The sequence below is a fragment of the Acetivibrio sp. MSJd-27 genome (assembly GCF_018918095.1).
Taxonomy (GTDB): domain Bacteria; phylum Bacillota; class Clostridia; order UMGS1840; family HGM11507; genus HGM11507.
In genome coordinates this window covers 1-14,615 of record NZ_JAHLPV010000017.1, presented here as the reverse complement: position 1 = coordinate 14,615, position 14,615 = coordinate 1, and the positions used below count along the sequence as shown (strand labels likewise).

Below are 14,615 nucleotides of genomic sequence, written 5' to 3'. Positions count from 1 at the left end.
AAGTCTATCTTTTTTTCAATGCGCGAATGCCAAGAAACGTTTTAATTTAACAAAGTCAGGGGATCGTTCTTTTCAATATACTCCAGCATATCGCCGGTGAAATTCTTTTCAATGATATCTCTCGCAACCGGCGCAATACTGTTCCCGTGGGCACCGTGCTCTACGATAACAGAGATTGCGATCTGCGGGTTTTCATAAGGGGCAAAGCAAGTAAAAATTCCGTTTGCTGAGCCCTTCGGCACCTCAGCGCTTCCTGTTTTCCCTCCCACTTGAATTTCAAAATTCCGGAACACATTGCTTGCTGTCCCATCCTCGGTAACCGACCGCATTCCTTCCATAACTGCCTTATAATTCTGCGGTTTCATCTGAATCGATTCGATCACCTTAGGCATACTCTCACTGATGATCCGGGACGAGTCGTATTCCTTGACTTTTTTGACCAGATGAGGCTGATATCTTGTACCACCGTTTGCCAAGGTGCTGATATAATTGGCGAGCTGGAGAGGTGTAAACAGGTTGTCCGACTGACCGATGGCCGCCTGAAGGGTGTTCCCAGGCCACCAGGTAGTGTTCATCTTCTTGCTGTATTCCGGCCCCGCAATAATTCCCTTTGCTTCTCCGGGCAATTCAATCCCGGTCAGTTCTCCCAACCCAAACTTTTTGGTATATTCATTCAATTTTTCAATGGTCAGCAATCTCCCCGCTTCATAAAAATAATAGTTACAGGAGTTTTTAATCGCGTTGGACACCGTCATCGGATCAGTATGAGAATGTCCGGTATCCGTATAAATCCAGCATGCCGGCGTATAGCCGCTGGATGCATAGTATCGATACACACCTTTACAGTCAAATCTGGTTTGGGGTGTGACAACGCCCTCCTCCAAGGCGGCGATCGCTGTAATCATCTTAAAGGTAGAGCCAGGTTCATACGTTCCCTGTATCGCCCGGTTCCACATAGGTTTTGCCTTGTTTTTATAATTTTCTTCATAGGTTTCGTTAAATTTGGAGAGATCAAAAGTCGGATAAGAAGCCATCGCCAGTATTTCCCCGGTATGGATATCCTCCACCACAACAGCTCCGCTGTCTGCGTCATATCCCTTTCCACGGCCGCTGCTGATCGTTTTGATTACCTCTGCCAGAGATTGCTCCGCAACTTTTTGAAGCTCCAAGTCAATGGTCAGAATCACATCGTTTCCCGGCACCGCGGGGGAGCTGGATACCGTTGAAATAATTTTTCCGTTCGCATCCTGCTCAATATTATTGACGCCGTCCTTACCGCGCAAAACATCTTCACAGACCTTTTCGATACCATCTTTTCCAACTACATCATTGATTCCATATCCCTTTTCTTTCAAAACATCATACTCTTCTTTATAAATCGGCCCAATTCGCCCTAAAATATGGGAAGCAATGCCCGGTTCGTTGTATTCCCGAATATAGTCTACTACAATATTGACTCCGGTCAGCTTTTCGGTGGTCTCTTTTACACTAGTCACCACGTTCATATCCACATCATTTGCAAAAGTATATGCAGTCTGTTTGGAAAACAGCCGTAACTCCATCTCCGCGCGAACACCAATAATTTTTCGAGCTGCCGCCTCATCTGTCTCCGGAGAAATCTTATACCTCTCCTTCAATTTGGTAAGAACCTCAGGTGCAGTCAGCCCTTCATCCAACTTTAACGATTTATTATATTTTTGAATTTTAGCCTGTACTTCTTCTTCCGTATCTTCCTGATACGTAAAGGTGTAGGGTGCCGTCTTTGTAATAGGCATAGAGTCGTAATATTCCGTTTGATTCGCCTCGCAGATCTGTATCAAAGAAAAAACGGTTTGATTCAGTTCCTCATCGGATTCCGCCATCTTTGTCAGCTGAATAGAATATCCTGTCCGGTTTGAAACAATTGGTCTGCCGTAGCGATCCAGAATCTCCCCCCGCGGCGCTCTCTGCGGCATACTTTTACTGAGCCGTTTCATTGTAATTTCGCTGTATTCTGCACCGTCAATCACCTGTATGACAAAAAGACGTCCGATGAGAAAAAAACTCAGCACGCCTAACAGGGTATATAAAACGATAAATCGTTTGAAATATGGATTTGGATTAGCCATTTGTCCGACCTCATTTGCGAATTTGCTTTAAAATTTAAAAATATCGGGAACGCCTTGGACTCATAAGCCTTTTCACAACCGTTTTATAAATGAAAAAGAGGACGATTCCCAGCAGTGCATTATACACAAACTCTGGCAATGATATCTGCGTAAACAACTGAATAAAGCTGTTGTCACGAAATGCAAAGAAAATACAGATAACAAAACTGTAAAGGAAGGTTGCCAGCACGATAAACAAAACCTGTACAGCCGTCATATCCTCAAAATATTTGTGGTAAATCTCACTTGCAAGAAAAGAAATCACTACAAAAAGGACGGTGTAGATCCCAAAAATTTTCCCGTTATACACATCAAAAAAAGAGCCGAACACCAAAGCATAAAATAAGTTGGCATATGTAGTGTTCTCAACTAAGGATGCAATCAAAACAAGAAGAAAAATAAAATTTGGAGTAACACCCAATATTTTTATATGCGGTCCCATAGCCTGAGAAAGCAAAAACAACAAAAAGAAGGAAATACTTTTTATGATATTGTACCGCACATTACTGTTCATCTCCGTTCACCTGCTCTATTCCAATGTTTTTGCGATAACAAACACTTCTTTGATGTTTTCAAAATCTTCAACCGGCTGAATAATTGCATACTGGGATTGCGTACTGTCATCCTTCCGAAGCTCTTTCACCCTGCCTATCATGATTCCGGAGGGATAAATCTGCCCCAAGCCGGAGGTTTCAATGATATCTCCCTCTACAATACTCATATCCTTAGAGATGTAAAGCATGGAGAGAAGGCCTTCATTCAGCAGCGCTGTTGTTCCATTTGTGACAGCCACGCTTTTTGTTCTTGTTACCATACAGCCCGCGGAACTGCCTCCATCGATAATTGTCTGAATTTTTGCCCAGTTTGTTCCCGTTTCAATGACATAGCCAATCAATCCTTTTGTACCCATAACCGCCATATTGGTTGCAATTCCATGATTGGCGCCTTTATCGATCAGGAATGTTCCGTAATAATTGCTGTTGTCCTTTGAAATGACAGAGGACGCGATCAAATCAAATTGGGGATTTTTTCCTTTTAAATCCAGCATATTGCGCAGCCTTTCATTCTCCGCTTCATAGGAGGACAACTGTGCATTTTTGTGTTCCAGCTCGGTTACCTGATCGGTCAATGCCACATTTTCCTCCACCAGTCTTTTCTTATCTTTAAAATAATCAAAGAAATCGCCGAATTTATTTCCCACGAAGGTCATAAACTGGCTGACCGGCCTGGAGACAAAAGAGACTGCATTATCGTAAAACAAAGTGTTTTCACGGTTTACCGCACTGAAATAAATCGCCACAAGCAATACGAGAACAATCAGCACGACAATAATATATTTTTTATTTCTTCGAAACAAAGCTTCACCCACTCTCTATTCCGCCCGTTCAATGATAAAGGCAGAAGGTTTACCACCTGGAAGAACGGCCGCGCTTATCCGATTGGGTAGCTTTTAACGTATCAATTTCTTCCAGAAGCATACCTGCGCCTTTTGCAACACAGTCCAGCGGATCCTCCGCAATATATACCGGCAGCAAGGTCTCCTTGCTTAACAGTGTGTTTAACCCTTTCAAAAACGCACCGCCGCCGGTCAGCGTAATGCCTCTATCAACAATGTCCGCGGATAATTCCGGGGGAGTTGTCTCAAGAGTTGTTTTCACTGCGTCGACAATCGTACGCACCGGTTCAGTCAACGCTTCTCTGATTTCCTCTGCAGAAACTTCCAGATTTCTTGGAAGCCCTGTGAGCAGATCTCTCCCCCTCACTTCCATCGTGGGTTCCATATCTGCAAATTTACAAGCGGAGCCTATCGCAATCTTTACTTCCTCCGCGGTACGTTCTCCAATCAAAAGGTTATGCTGCTTTTTGATAAAATTGATAATGGCGTCGTCAAAGGCATTCCCCGCAACACGAACGGTTTTTGCTGTAACAATAGCTCCCAGGGAGATCACTGCACATTCGCTTGTGCCTCCGCCGATATCCAAAACCATATTTCCCATGGGCTCGGCAATCGCCATTCCCGCCCCCACAGCAGCAGCCATGGATTCTTCCACAATGTAAACTTCTTTTGCTCCTGACTGAATAACAGCTTCCTCTACCGCGCGTCTCTCCACATCTGTAACACCAGCAGGAACACAGGCAACCACCCGCGGCTTGGAAAAGGCACTGCTTTTCATCACCTTTTGCAAAAATCTTCTTATCATTTCATAGGTCATTTTAAAGTCTGAAATGACGCCGTCATGCAGCGGACGAACCGCCACAATATTATCTGGTGTTCTACCCACCATTTCCTTGGCCTCAAATCCAACGGCATGAACCTCTTTGTTGTATTTCGTAACAGCCACCACGGAAGGCTCCCGCAAAACAATACCCTTTCCTTTGACATAAACCAGCGTGTTTGCCGTCCCCAAATCAATCCCGATATCTTTACCTAAAAAAGCCATTTATAGGAACTCCTCTCCACTTTTTCTTAAAATATATGAAAGCCAAATTTTTCTTTTAAATCCCATAACAACCGGCTGACAGGAAGACCCACCACATTGAAATAGTCCCCTTCAATCCTGCTGACCATCATGCTTCCTTTGTCCTGAATCCCATAAGCACCCGCTTTGTCCATCGGTTCGCCTGTATCGATATAAGCCCGGATAAAATCATCTGACAGATGCCTGAAATATACCAACGTATCTTCACACCCATTCACCAATTTTCCCGATGCGGCATCCAGAATCGTGTATCCGGTACAAACGTGATGATGTGTGCCGGACAATGCTTTTAAAATTTCAAATGCATGCGCCTCGTCCTGCGGTTTCCCGATTGGTGCTCCATCCTTGAAAACCAACGTATCCGCACTGATGATAAAACTGTCTTTGTCCTGTGCATTCAACATTTCAAAAACACTTTCCGCTTTGCGTTGAGCCAATGCCTTCACAATGGCAAAAGGCTCTGTCTGTACTGTTTTTTCCTCACAGTTAGCATTGGTCATAACCATGAAACTTATACCCAAATTGGTTAATATTTCTTTTCTTCTGGCTGAGTTAGAGGCCAGAATAATCTTTTTTTGTGTTGTAGTCAATTCTCTATACCTTCCTGTATATCAGCATAGCGATAATTACGCCGAGAATACTTGCCACATTAATATGGACACTTACACCCAGCTGAAGCTTCAAAATTTGCAGATTCAGCACAAAAGGCTGTTCCATTCCAAAAGAGTAACCAAAGGACAGCCAGTCCAAATATGGGACATTCTGTGCCAGATTTCCCAAAAGACCGCCGATTACAATTCCTCCCAGTAAAAACAAAACAAGAATCCATCCGTTTTTCGACATTGTTTTCAAAATAATGTTCTCCCCTTTATCCTAGCCGATATTTATCACGAATAAACTTTACAATAATCCCATTCAATGCACCGCACAGTGTTCCTGAAAAAAGCACAAAGGGATAATAGCAAAGTACATAGACCGATTTTAACAGAAGCAATGCGCACAGTACCTGCGCCGTGATATGTACGGCAGCCCCCAGCAGACTCGCCCCGACAGGTGTGACAGATTCTTTTCGGTAGACAAGCCCCATTGCAATCCCGGATAAAACCGCTCCGCTGAAACTGTATAAAAAGGTTGTAAATCCTCCAAACAGCAAAGAGGAAAGCATTGCCTTAAAGCAGGTGACCGCAACACCGCATTTCGCACCGAAGCGGTAAATCACCAGAAGAATCACAATGTTGGAGAGTCCCAGTTTGATCCCGGGGATCACAAAGTCCATCGGTATAAGAAGCTCCAAGCCGCTTACCGCAGTAGCCGTTACAGCGAAAAGTGCCAGAATGGTCAATTGTTTGGCTTTCGTCAATCGGAACGCCCCGCTTTCTGTCAATAGGATACCATGTCGACTTCACTCTGCCCTTTGATGGTCACCAGGACCCGATTCGGCAGACAGATGATGGTTTCATTCACCTTTTCGATAGTGCCCATCTTCACATCGATTTTATCTTCACAGCTTGCGTCAAGCATCCGTATTTTTCCACAGTCAATTTCCAATTTATTATACCCGAACTGCGTGTTGATTTCAATGATTTCTGAAAAATTTGGTGAAAGTTTATATCTGGCATACTCGGTACCATCCACAATGATTACAACCTGACGCTCTTGTGCGTCCCGCTCGGGAACCCAGAAGGCCGCAAAAGACAGAAGCATCACCGTAAGGATGCAAGATGCTATCATCCAATCCCCCTTCTTCATAATACACCTCTGTAGAAATGCCCTCTTGTAAAAGTCTCCATGTTTCCTTTGTTCAGCCGATACATGGAAATAATATTCTCACATTGCTCCACCGTTTCAAAGGTAAAAGAAAGAATAAAATATTCAATTCCTTTTATCTCCCTCAACCGCCCCGCCATGAACAGCGGGTGAGAATTGAAAATCTCGTTGCGGCATCCGGGCAGACAATCCACATAGAAGCCTTCCCCTTTGCGGTCAATCAGCTGCAAAGGAACCTTTTTACAGTGTCCCAATGCTGTTTTTTTCAGACAGTTTTCTGTCACCATGACCGGCAGATACCCATAAACCGGAACCGCCGCCGGCACAGTGGAAACCACCTCTGCGAGTTCTCTGATATTCAGTTCCGCGGAAAGTCCCGCAAACAGCAGATTTCCCGCATAGAACTCCAGCTGTTTCACCGCTTCACTGTTTGTCAAATTGAAAAACATGTCACAGCAGATTTCAGGAAATTCCCGAAGCAGTTCTATGTGGGAAAGATTAGAAGCCATCGCTTTCCGGAACCCCTTCTCCCTTAGCGTTTGCAACGCCTTCTTCAAAGCAGGCATTTCCCGGTCAAACAGTATCCGCGGCAGCGAGAGGATAGTACGTTCCGGAATCTGTTTTTGGGAGGAAAGCACAATCGGATAGGGGGCGATTACATATGCCGCCTGCTGCCGCAAAGCCCAGGCATACTGCTCTTCATTTCTCACCTGGATAATCCATTCTGGGTTTGCCTTTTGGCGCTCGCCGCGTTGTGGGAAATAAGGGTTCCATTGATACTTATGCGCTATCTGCTCTGTTAATGCCAGCACAGCCTTTCGCCGCACAAGGTTTACCTCCTTTGCGGGAAGAAAAAGATTTTCTTCCAGATCCGCGGAAAAGGAGTCGAGTTCATAAGGCGTATCCCCCAGTTTTCCAATACTGTTTCTCAGTTTTTCTTTGTCCAGAGGAGCATTTCCCGCCTGTTGAGCCGGCATTTCCCCTTTCACGGAAATCGTATGTTCTCCCAGAAAAAAGGTGAGTTCCAGCGGCTGTCCAAGCTTTAAGCTTACTTTTGCCGCTACTTTCTTCTTTGTCAGCAAGGTTCTGTCTTCTTCCCGGAGAACAGGCTGATACGTTTCCACTGCCTTTGCTTCCAAATTCAAATAGGGATTTTCTTTTTTTTCATGGCAGAACATTTCCGCCCCTTTACCATCCATCAGATATCCCTTGGTATACCCTCCCCGATCAAATACACCGTGCAGAAGTTCCAAATCCTTTTGGGTTATCGGAACACCGTCAATCGCACGGCGATAGATATCCGTCACTGCCGCAACATAGTATTCTCCCTTTAAACGGCCTTCAATCTTTAAAGAATCCACCCCGATACGCTTCAGTTCATCAACCTGCTCGATAAGAGACAGATCCCTTAGACTCATCAGGTGTCTGTCCTTTTTCTGTCCGTCAAAATGATATTTCAGACGACAGGGTTGAGCGCACCTTCCGCGATTACCGCTCCTCTCCCCGATGAAACTGGACATATAACATTGCCCGGAATAGCAAACGCAAAGCGCTCCATGACCGAATACTTCCAGCTCGGCGTCCGTTTTCCGCTTGATTGTTTCTATTTCCGAAAGAGGCAATTCTCTGGAAAGAACCACCCTCCGGATTCCCATTTTTTCAAGGAACTTTACACCGGCTGAATTGTGCACACTCATCTGGGTAGAGCCATGGACGCGAAGCTCGGGAGCCATCTTGCCAAGCAAGCGGACAATTCCCAAATCCTGCACAATGACCCCGTCCACCTGCAAATCATTTAGTTCCTTTAAAACAAGAATCAAATCAGAAATTTCCTTTTCTTTTAGTATGGTATTGAGGGTGATATAACATTTTCTCCCCCGCTCCTTACAGTATGTAACCCCCTTGAAAACCTCATTTTCATCAAAATTGACAGCGGAAGCCCGGGCGTTAAATTGTTTTAGTCCCATATAAACCGCGTCCGCCCCGCATTTTACAGCGGCCTTCAGCGCTTCAAAAGAGCCTGCCGGTGACAGCAATTCCATCTTGTTCATCCTTTTCCAAAATTCTGATACAGCTTTTCCGCCATCTGTTCTCTATCTTCTCATCTGTTTTTTCAGCCGTTCCAATTCATTCGATTTCAGCGCATAATTGATTTTAAAGGCCTCAAATTCTTCAGTCAAAGCCTCATATTTCGCTTTGTACTCCAGCAGTTCGGCTTTTGATTCGCCGTCCTCATAGAATTCTTCCGCTTCCTCCGCCAACTCTTCATACATCATTTTATACTGAGAGAGCTCGCTTTGCAATTCATCCCGCTCTCTTTGATATTCCTCTTCCCTCACCTCATTTTTTTGGCGAAGCAACTCCAATTCCGCGGCCGTTTCCTCATACTTTAAACGGTTCTCTTCAAAGGATTTCCGCACCGCGTTAAGCTCCTCTCCAAGCGCTCCGGCCGCTGCCTCCCTTTGACGGTATGCCGCCAGTTCCCGGCCTGCTGACTCCCATTTGTTTTTCCACTCCTGAAGCTGGCTTTTCAAAGCTGCCGTTTCGTCCGCTTCTGCCTGTTTCAATGCAATATCGCTTTTCAGCTGTTCTTTTTCCTGAATCAAAGTCTGTTTTTCCTGTTCTTTCGCGGTGAGAAGGAGACGCAGATTCTCCAGCTCCTTTTTCAAACTTTCCTGTTTTCCCTGAGTCTCCTGCCGGAAACGCTGATGGCCTTCCCGTAAGCTTTCCAGTTCACGGCACGTCCGAGATAATTCTTCATCCTTTTCTTCCAGTGCTTTTACAGCGGTTTCCCGAATCTGATAGTCAACTTTCAGGTTTTCAAGTTCTTTTTTAAGCTGTTTCTGGATTTCTTCCAGATTCTCCATCTTCTTTTTATACTCTGCATTTTCCTGAGCATAGGAGGAAAGCTCCCGGCGCAGCTGATCGGATGCTGCTTCCTCCTTTTCCAGTTCTTCCATCATATTCATCGCCGTCAGAATGGCCGCAACGACGGAAGTCATTTTGTTACCTCCCATCATTTGAAGCATCCTGTCCGCAACGGCGTCTGCGGTCTTGCATATCACCTCCGGCGGCTGATCGGAGACAACATTTATCTCGTTGCCGGCAACCTCAATAACCATCCGGTTTTCCATATTGTAAACCTCCCTTATATCGAAAATGAGCAGACCATAAAAGTTACGGCCTGCCCAATCATTTTCTTCAATTCATATCTTGGATTAAAATTTATACTTGCTGATATTTGTCGGTAACTCTGTTGCTTCCGAACTGATTGCAAGCGTAAAGTCCACATTGAATTTTTCTGACAAGACTTCCAAATCGCTGATGATGTTGTTAATATCGTTTAAGTCACAGGAGATAAGCTTTGTAATACTGTCTATAAAAATATGAGTGATGTCAAAATCCTGAGAAATCATTCCGCTAATCAAACCATAAAACGCATCAATGTTCTTTATATGAAACTCGTCGGTATCCACAAGCCTGACGCCGGAGGATATATCGAAGGTATGTCTGCTGCCCTTTGTTATACAAACCACATTGCCTTTTTCCGTAGAGAGCGCTTCATTGACCATGTTAATAAAAGTTTTGGTTTTGCCGGTACCTTTCGGGCCGATTAAAATCCTTATCATAACGATGGACCTCCTTGATATTAAATTATTATTTTAAGAAGTCTTTTGCTTATTTCAATCATACCATAATCCGCTCTTCAATTCAACTATTATGTTACTTTTTTTTACGAATTAAGAATTTATTCATATTTGCTTGCCCCAATGGTTTCATCGCCTTTGCAGCGGATCATTTTCCGATTTGTATCTCCACACTTCCGCGCATTTCATTTTGCTTTTATTGAATGAAAAAATGGATACCGCCATAATTACAGTAAGACAAACTTTATTCCGTACAAGAACGTTTTCATCTTACCGAAAAAGCACTCTAAAGTACGAATAAAAAAAGGGCTCCAATTGAAAAACAGATTCGTGTTTTTTGAGACAAGCAGCTTGCGCACAGTTTCCCATATGAAAAATGGGACCACATCGTGCCTTACGGCTGCAATGCAGTCCCATTCTTTTCAAAAAAGGTTTCCGCCTTATGATTCCAAAGGTTTTGCGTTCGGGCATTTCAAAGCGTTGGCTCTCTGTGCCGGTTTTGCCCAATGCACGGCATTTATGATGATTGTCTGTACGATTTCGTTGTGGTAGGTAGGAAAGGACTCGTGTCCCGGCTGAAAATAGAAAACTCTTCCCAAACCTCTCTGATAGGTTACACCGCTGCGGAATACCTCTCCGCCTTTGAACCACCCCATAAAGACAACGTCCTGCGGAGTGGGGATATCAAAGGGTTCCCCGTACATCTCCTCCTGAGCCAGCACAAACGTTTCAGGAATTCCCTGCGCAATCGGATGGGACGGATTTACTGTCCAAACCCTTTCATAGTCATCATCCCGCCATTTCAGACAGCAAGAAGTGCCGGTAACCGCCTGAAAGATCTTGGATTTATGACCGGAGTGAAGCACAATCAATCCCATCCCCTTGAGAACAGCCTCATGTACCCTTTTCACAATCTCATCGCTGACTTTAGCATGCGCGCAATGTCCCCACCAAATCAGCACGTCGGTATTGGAAAGCACCTCTTCTGTGAGCCCATGCTCCGGCTGCTCCAAAACAGCAGTTGCCGCATTGATATCCTGCTCTTGATTCAAAAAGGACGCTATGCAGGCATGAATCCCATCCGGATAGACCTTCCTCACCGCTTCCTTTTCTCTTTCATGTATAAACTCATTCCATACGGTAACCCGTATCATTGTTCAGCCTCCTTCCTTTTTTCATATCTGCTTTTATTTTAGGCCAAATCAACAAATTGTCAAGGCAAACGCAAAGGAAGCCAAACAAATGACAAAAACTACAAACACGGATGTCCGGCTGCTTGATGCGCTTTCAGAAGTTCGTCGCACATTGCGGTGATTTCATCGAGAGTAAGTTCTGCCGCCGTGTGCGGTTCCAGCATTGCCGCCTGATAGACATGCTCCTTTCTGCCTGTTACAGCCGCCTCAATAGTGAGAAGCTGAGGATTTATGTTCGTCTGATTCATCGCCGCAAGCTGAACCGGTAAATCGCCAATCACAACCGGATTGATGCCAGACGCGTCCACCAGGCACGGGACCTCCACACAGGCCTCTTTCGGAAGATTGGTAATCAAACCACGGTTTAACACATTTCCTCCTATTTTATACGGCTTGTCAGTCACTATCGCTTCCATAATGTGTGAAGCATATTCCTTACTCCTGGTGTGTTCTATTTTTCCGGACTGATAGATTTCATTGCGTTGTTTTTCCCAGTTCTCAATCTGGCGGATACAGCGCCTCGGATATTCATCCAGAGGAATATTGAATTTTTCAATCAGTTCAGGAGCTTTTGCCTTGATAAAGAAAGGATTATACTCCGCGTTGTGCTCGCTGCTCTCAGTACAGTAGTATCCCAGCCTGCGGATATATTCAAAACGCACCATATCATCGTGCTTCCCTTCCGCATTTTTTGCCAATGCTTTCTCTCGGATCAAAGGGTACAGATCTTTTCCATCCTGATCCTTAATCTTTAAAAGCCAGGCCATATGGTTTATTCCTGCAATCAGCTCCGAATGTCCTGCCGTTTCAATCTCCAATTTTTTCAGCAAATCCTGCGTGCATACCTGCACACTGTGACAAAGACCAATGGTTTTCACACCGGTATACCGCTGCATAAAACCGGATAAAATGGCCATTGGATTCGTATAGTTCAGAAACCATGCGTTGGGACAAACCGCTTGGATATCCTCCGCAATTCCCTTGAGTATGTAAATGGTGCGCAGTCCCCGAAAAATTCCTCCAATGCCAAGCGTATCTCCGATGGTCTGCCGCAAACCGTATTTCTTCGGAATCTCAAAGTCAATAACGGTACAGGGTTCATAGCCACCCACTTGAATCGCGTTGACCACAAAATTCGCGCCCCGAAGCGCCTCTTCCCGCTGTTCCACGCCGCAATATGCCTTGATAACCGCTTTGTTCTCATTGCAGTTTTTATTCATCGCTTCCACAAGCAGTTTCGATTCCTCCAACCGCTTCGGATCAATGTCATAAAGTGCAATCTCACTGCGGGAAAGCACTTCGGTCATCATGCAGTCTCCAAGAACATTTTTAGCGAAAACAGTACTCCCTGCGCCTATAAAAGTAATTTTAGGCATAAAACCTCTTCCTTTCTGAAAACAATATTCATCGCTCCTTAAAAATAGCATAAAATATTGAATTATGCTATTGCAAAATGGAAGAATAATATGTCATAATGTAACTATCTTAAACATTGAAAAATAACCCGATATTGGATTCCATATTATCATGATTTGATCAGGGGGAATACAGATGGTTGAACTGCCATTGAACAACAAAAATTTTAAAGATTTAAATCCGGTTTCCTTTGGATATCAGCACTGTGAACCGGGGCATGCTTTTGGTCCCTATATCCGCACATATTATCTAATCCATTATATTGTTTCCGGAAAGGGAACGCTGCAGGCCGGAGGGAAAACCTTTCCGGTTTCTCAACACCAGGCTTTTCTGATCAAGCCTGGAGAAGTCACCCGCTATGAAGCGGACAAAAAGGAACCATGGCATTACATCTGGATCGGTTTCACAGGGGAGGCAGCAAACCGGCTTTCGGCGATTGAAAATCGCATTCTAAAGAAGAAAACAAGATTGTTTGAAGAAATGATGGAAGCAGAACACTTCAGCAATACCCGTGAAGAGTATCTTGCCGGAAAGCTATGGTGCTATTTCAGTCTTTTGTTTGAAACCGGAAAAAAGAATGACTTTGTCGAACAAATTCTGAATTATATTGACTACAATTATATGAATCCGGTAAAAGTCGAAGAGATTGCAAAAATGGTGAATCTGGAGCGCCATTATCTCTCCCGTATTTTCCGTGAAAGAACCGGAAAGACCATAAAACAGGTTTTGACAGAAAAAAGACTCAGCGAGGCGGAGCGCTTCTTAAAAAACAGGCATTCTGTCACGGAAACAGCCCTGCTGACAGGCTACGGCGATATGTTTTGTTTTTCCAAAGCCTTCAAGAAGGCAAGCGGCCTGTCGCCCCAAGCATTCCAAAAAGAATGCAAAGAAAGCGTTGAAGATAGGGAGCGTTCAAATTGACAGGCAATCCTGGAGTTTGCATAAAAAAACGCTCCTGCCGCATACACGCCGGCTTTCAGAAACTCAGCCGAATGATCCGCTTTGTGAAAAACTTGACGAATCCGGCAGAAGTATAGTACAATGATGATAGAAACAAATCCACTGATAAATAGGAGATTGAGGCATTATGAAAAATAGGAAAAAAAGAAATATAAATTGGCAAAAAGGCATCAGCATTTTTGTGCTGTGCACGCTGATTATCGCCGCCGTGTCCACTGTGATCATTATGAGTTTTGCTCCCAGTGAGCCGGATCCAGCTCAGCCTCATACCAGACTCAGAAGTGATTATGTATTGATGCTTCTTCAGTGTATTGTTGGCATTTTCGCAATGCTGCTGCCTAGTATATTGAAAAAAAGAATGAATTTAGTGATCCCTTCCAACATGATGCTTCTTTTCACTATTTTTCTTTACTGCGCAATTTATCTTGGAGAAGTAAAAAGTTTTTATTATCAGGTTCCCCACTGGGATACCATTCTGCATACCTTCAGCGGGGCTATGCTGGGTGCTCTTGGATTCTCCTTTGTGACATTTCTGAATAAAACAGAGCGTGTGCCGTTGAATCTAAGCCCTCTTTTTGTTGCCGCATTTGCTTTTTGTTTTGCCGTTATGCTGGGTGTTGTCTGGGAAATCTATGAGTTTACAGCCGACAGCTTGCTTGCAACGAACATGCAGAAATTTGCTCTGGAGAGCGGTCAGCCTCTGGTCGGCAGAGAGGCATTGTCCGACACGATGAAAGATTTGATTGTGGATATGATTGGCGCGTTTGTCATGTCGGCAATCGGTTATATTTCTTTGAAATACAAAAAAGGTTGGGTAGAAAAACTTCTGTTAAAAATAAAAAAATAACTTAAAATTGTTTTGAACAATTTTAAGTTACAGCCTGTCGAAAAACGCATGGATTCCATCAAGCGAATCCACGCGTTTTTGTGTCTATTGGGAATAAAAACATGAGTATCCGATGCAGCGTGCCATGGTTCCCATCCCGCCACTTCCACATGGCCAGC

Annotated in this window: 15 protein-coding genes; 2 read left to right on the top strand and 13 right to left on the bottom strand. The window is 44.3% G+C overall.

The window, feature by feature from the left end; translation table 11 throughout:
- Nucleotides 1-41: 41 nt before the first annotated feature.
- The 13 genes from mrdA to KQI32_RS07315 form a co-directional block, all read right to left on the bottom strand.
- On the bottom strand, nucleotides 42-2,108 hold the full coding sequence (gene mrdA, locus KQI32_RS07375) for a penicillin-binding protein 2 (protein ID WP_216424532.1): 2,067 nt from the start codon (nucleotides 2,106-2,108) through the stop codon (nucleotides 42-44).
- Between the two features lie 34 nt (nucleotides 2,109-2,142).
- Nucleotides 2,143-2,661, bottom strand: a complete 519-nt coding sequence (mreD, locus tag KQI32_RS07370) for a rod shape-determining protein MreD (protein ID WP_216424531.1) — start codon at nucleotides 2,659-2,661, stop codon at nucleotides 2,143-2,145.
- A gap of 15 nt (nucleotides 2,662-2,676) precedes the next feature.
- Nucleotides 2,677-3,516: a rod shape-determining protein MreC gene (gene mreC, locus KQI32_RS07365; RefSeq protein ID WP_216424530.1), complete on the bottom strand. Its 840-nt coding sequence runs from the start codon at nucleotides 3,514-3,516 to the stop codon at nucleotides 2,677-2,679.
- A 37-nt stretch (nucleotides 3,517-3,553) separates the two neighbouring features.
- Nucleotides 3,554-4,588: a rod shape-determining protein gene (locus KQI32_RS07360; RefSeq protein WP_216424529.1), complete on the bottom strand. Its 1,035-nt coding sequence runs from the start codon at nucleotides 4,586-4,588 to the stop codon at nucleotides 3,554-3,556.
- A gap of 26 nt (nucleotides 4,589-4,614) precedes the next feature.
- Nucleotides 4,615-5,217 (bottom strand): nucleoside triphosphate pyrophosphatase, encoded by a 603-nt coding sequence (locus KQI32_RS07355; protein WP_216424528.1) that lies wholly within the window; start codon nucleotides 5,215-5,217, stop codon nucleotides 4,615-4,617.
- A gap of 4 nt (nucleotides 5,218-5,221) precedes the next feature.
- A complete protein-coding gene (locus tag KQI32_RS07350) occupies nucleotides 5,222-5,470 on the bottom strand; it encodes a DUF4321 domain-containing protein (RefSeq protein WP_216424555.1) in 249 nt (82 codons plus the stop codon).
- Between the two features lie 25 nt (nucleotides 5,471-5,495).
- Nucleotides 5,496-5,987 (bottom strand): Gx transporter family protein, encoded by a 492-nt coding sequence (locus KQI32_RS07345; RefSeq protein ID WP_216424527.1) that lies wholly within the window; start codon nucleotides 5,985-5,987, stop codon nucleotides 5,496-5,498.
- 20 nt (nucleotides 5,988-6,007) lie between these two features.
- A complete protein-coding gene (locus KQI32_RS07340) occupies nucleotides 6,008-6,358 on the bottom strand; it encodes a NusG domain II-containing protein (protein ID WP_216424526.1) in 351 nt (116 codons plus the stop codon).
- A gap of 14 nt (nucleotides 6,359-6,372) precedes the next feature.
- A complete protein-coding gene (locus KQI32_RS07335; RefSeq protein ID WP_216424524.1) occupies nucleotides 6,373-8,436 on the bottom strand; it encodes a U32 family peptidase in 2,064 nt (687 codons plus the stop codon).
- A gap of 51 nt (nucleotides 8,437-8,487) precedes the next feature.
- Nucleotides 8,488-9,528: a hypothetical protein gene (locus tag KQI32_RS07330; protein ID WP_177691614.1), complete on the bottom strand. Its 1,041-nt coding sequence runs from the start codon at nucleotides 9,526-9,528 to the stop codon at nucleotides 8,488-8,490.
- An 84-nt stretch (nucleotides 9,529-9,612) separates the two neighbouring features.
- Nucleotides 9,613-10,023, bottom strand: coding sequence for an ATP-binding protein (locus KQI32_RS07325; protein WP_216424523.1), 411 nt, complete (start codon nucleotides 10,021-10,023; stop codon nucleotides 9,613-9,615).
- Nucleotides 10,024-10,481: 458 nt separating this feature from the next.
- Nucleotides 10,482-11,195 carry a ThuA domain-containing protein gene (locus KQI32_RS07320; RefSeq protein ID WP_177691616.1) on the bottom strand — a complete coding sequence of 238 codons (714 nt, stop codon included), beginning with the start codon at nucleotides 11,193-11,195 and terminating at the stop codon, nucleotides 10,482-10,484.
- A 98-nt stretch (nucleotides 11,196-11,293) separates the two neighbouring features.
- Nucleotides 11,294-12,610 carry an alpha-glucosidase/alpha-galactosidase gene (locus tag KQI32_RS07315; RefSeq protein ID WP_216424521.1) on the bottom strand — a complete coding sequence of 439 codons (1,317 nt, stop codon included), beginning with the start codon at nucleotides 12,608-12,610 and terminating at the stop codon, nucleotides 11,294-11,296.
- A gap of 175 nt (nucleotides 12,611-12,785) precedes the next feature.
- On the opposite strand from KQI32_RS07315, the gene KQI32_RS07310 reads away from it, so the two are divergent.
- Together KQI32_RS07310 and KQI32_RS07305 are read left to right on the top strand one after the other, a co-directional pair.
- Entirely contained in the window at nucleotides 12,786-13,571 is a 786-nt protein-coding gene (locus KQI32_RS07310) for an AraC family transcriptional regulator (RefSeq protein WP_216424519.1), read from the top strand.
- Between the two features lie 166 nt (nucleotides 13,572-13,737).
- Nucleotides 13,738-14,457: a hypothetical protein gene (locus tag KQI32_RS07305; protein ID WP_216424517.1), complete on the top strand. Its 720-nt coding sequence runs from the start codon at nucleotides 13,738-13,740 to the stop codon at nucleotides 14,455-14,457.
- The last annotated feature ends 158 nt before the right edge of the window (nucleotides 14,458-14,615 follow it).

What these genes read in the sequence shown, in the direction of transcription:
- mrdA (WP_216424532.1), bottom strand. Translation starts at nt 2,108, where the DNA reads ATGGCTAATCCAAATCCATATTTCAAACGATTTATCGTTTTATATACC.
- KQI32_RS07340 (WP_216424526.1), bottom strand. Translation starts at nt 6,358, where the DNA reads ATGATAGCATCTTGCATCCTTACGGTGATGCTTCTGTCTTTTGCGGCC.
- KQI32_RS07310 (WP_216424519.1), top strand. Translation starts at nt 12,786, where the DNA reads ATGGTTGAACTGCCATTGAACAACAAAAATTTTAAAGATTTAAATCCG.
- KQI32_RS07335 (WP_216424524.1), bottom strand. Translation starts at nt 8,436, where the DNA reads ATGGAATTGCTGTCACCGGCAGGCTCTTTTGAAGCGCTGAAGGCCGCT.
- KQI32_RS07360 (WP_216424529.1), bottom strand. Translation starts at nt 4,588, where the DNA reads ATGGCTTTTTTAGGTAAAGATATCGGGATTGATTTGGGGACGGCAAAC.
- KQI32_RS07325 (WP_216424523.1), bottom strand. Translation starts at nt 10,023, where the DNA reads ATGATAAGGATTTTAATCGGCCCGAAAGGTACCGGCAAAACCAAAACT.
- KQI32_RS07330 (WP_177691614.1), bottom strand. Translation starts at nt 9,528, where the DNA reads ATGGAAAACCGGATGGTTATTGAGGTTGCCGGCAACGAGATAAATGTT.
- KQI32_RS07320 (WP_177691616.1), bottom strand. Translation starts at nt 11,195, where the DNA reads ATGATACGGGTTACCGTATGGAATGAGTTTATACATGAAAGAGAAAAG.
- KQI32_RS07305 (WP_216424517.1), top strand. Translation starts at nt 13,738, where the DNA reads ATGAAAAATAGGAAAAAAAGAAATATAAATTGGCAAAAAGGCATCAGC.
- mreD (WP_216424531.1), bottom strand. Translation starts at nt 2,661, where the DNA reads ATGAACAGTAATGTGCGGTACAATATCATAAAAAGTATTTCCTTCTTT.
- KQI32_RS07350 (WP_216424555.1), bottom strand. Translation starts at nt 5,470, where the DNA reads ATGTCGAAAAACGGATGGATTCTTGTTTTGTTTTTACTGGGAGGAATT.
- KQI32_RS07315 (WP_216424521.1), bottom strand. Translation starts at nt 12,610, where the DNA reads ATGCCTAAAATTACTTTTATAGGCGCAGGGAGTACTGTTTTCGCTAAA.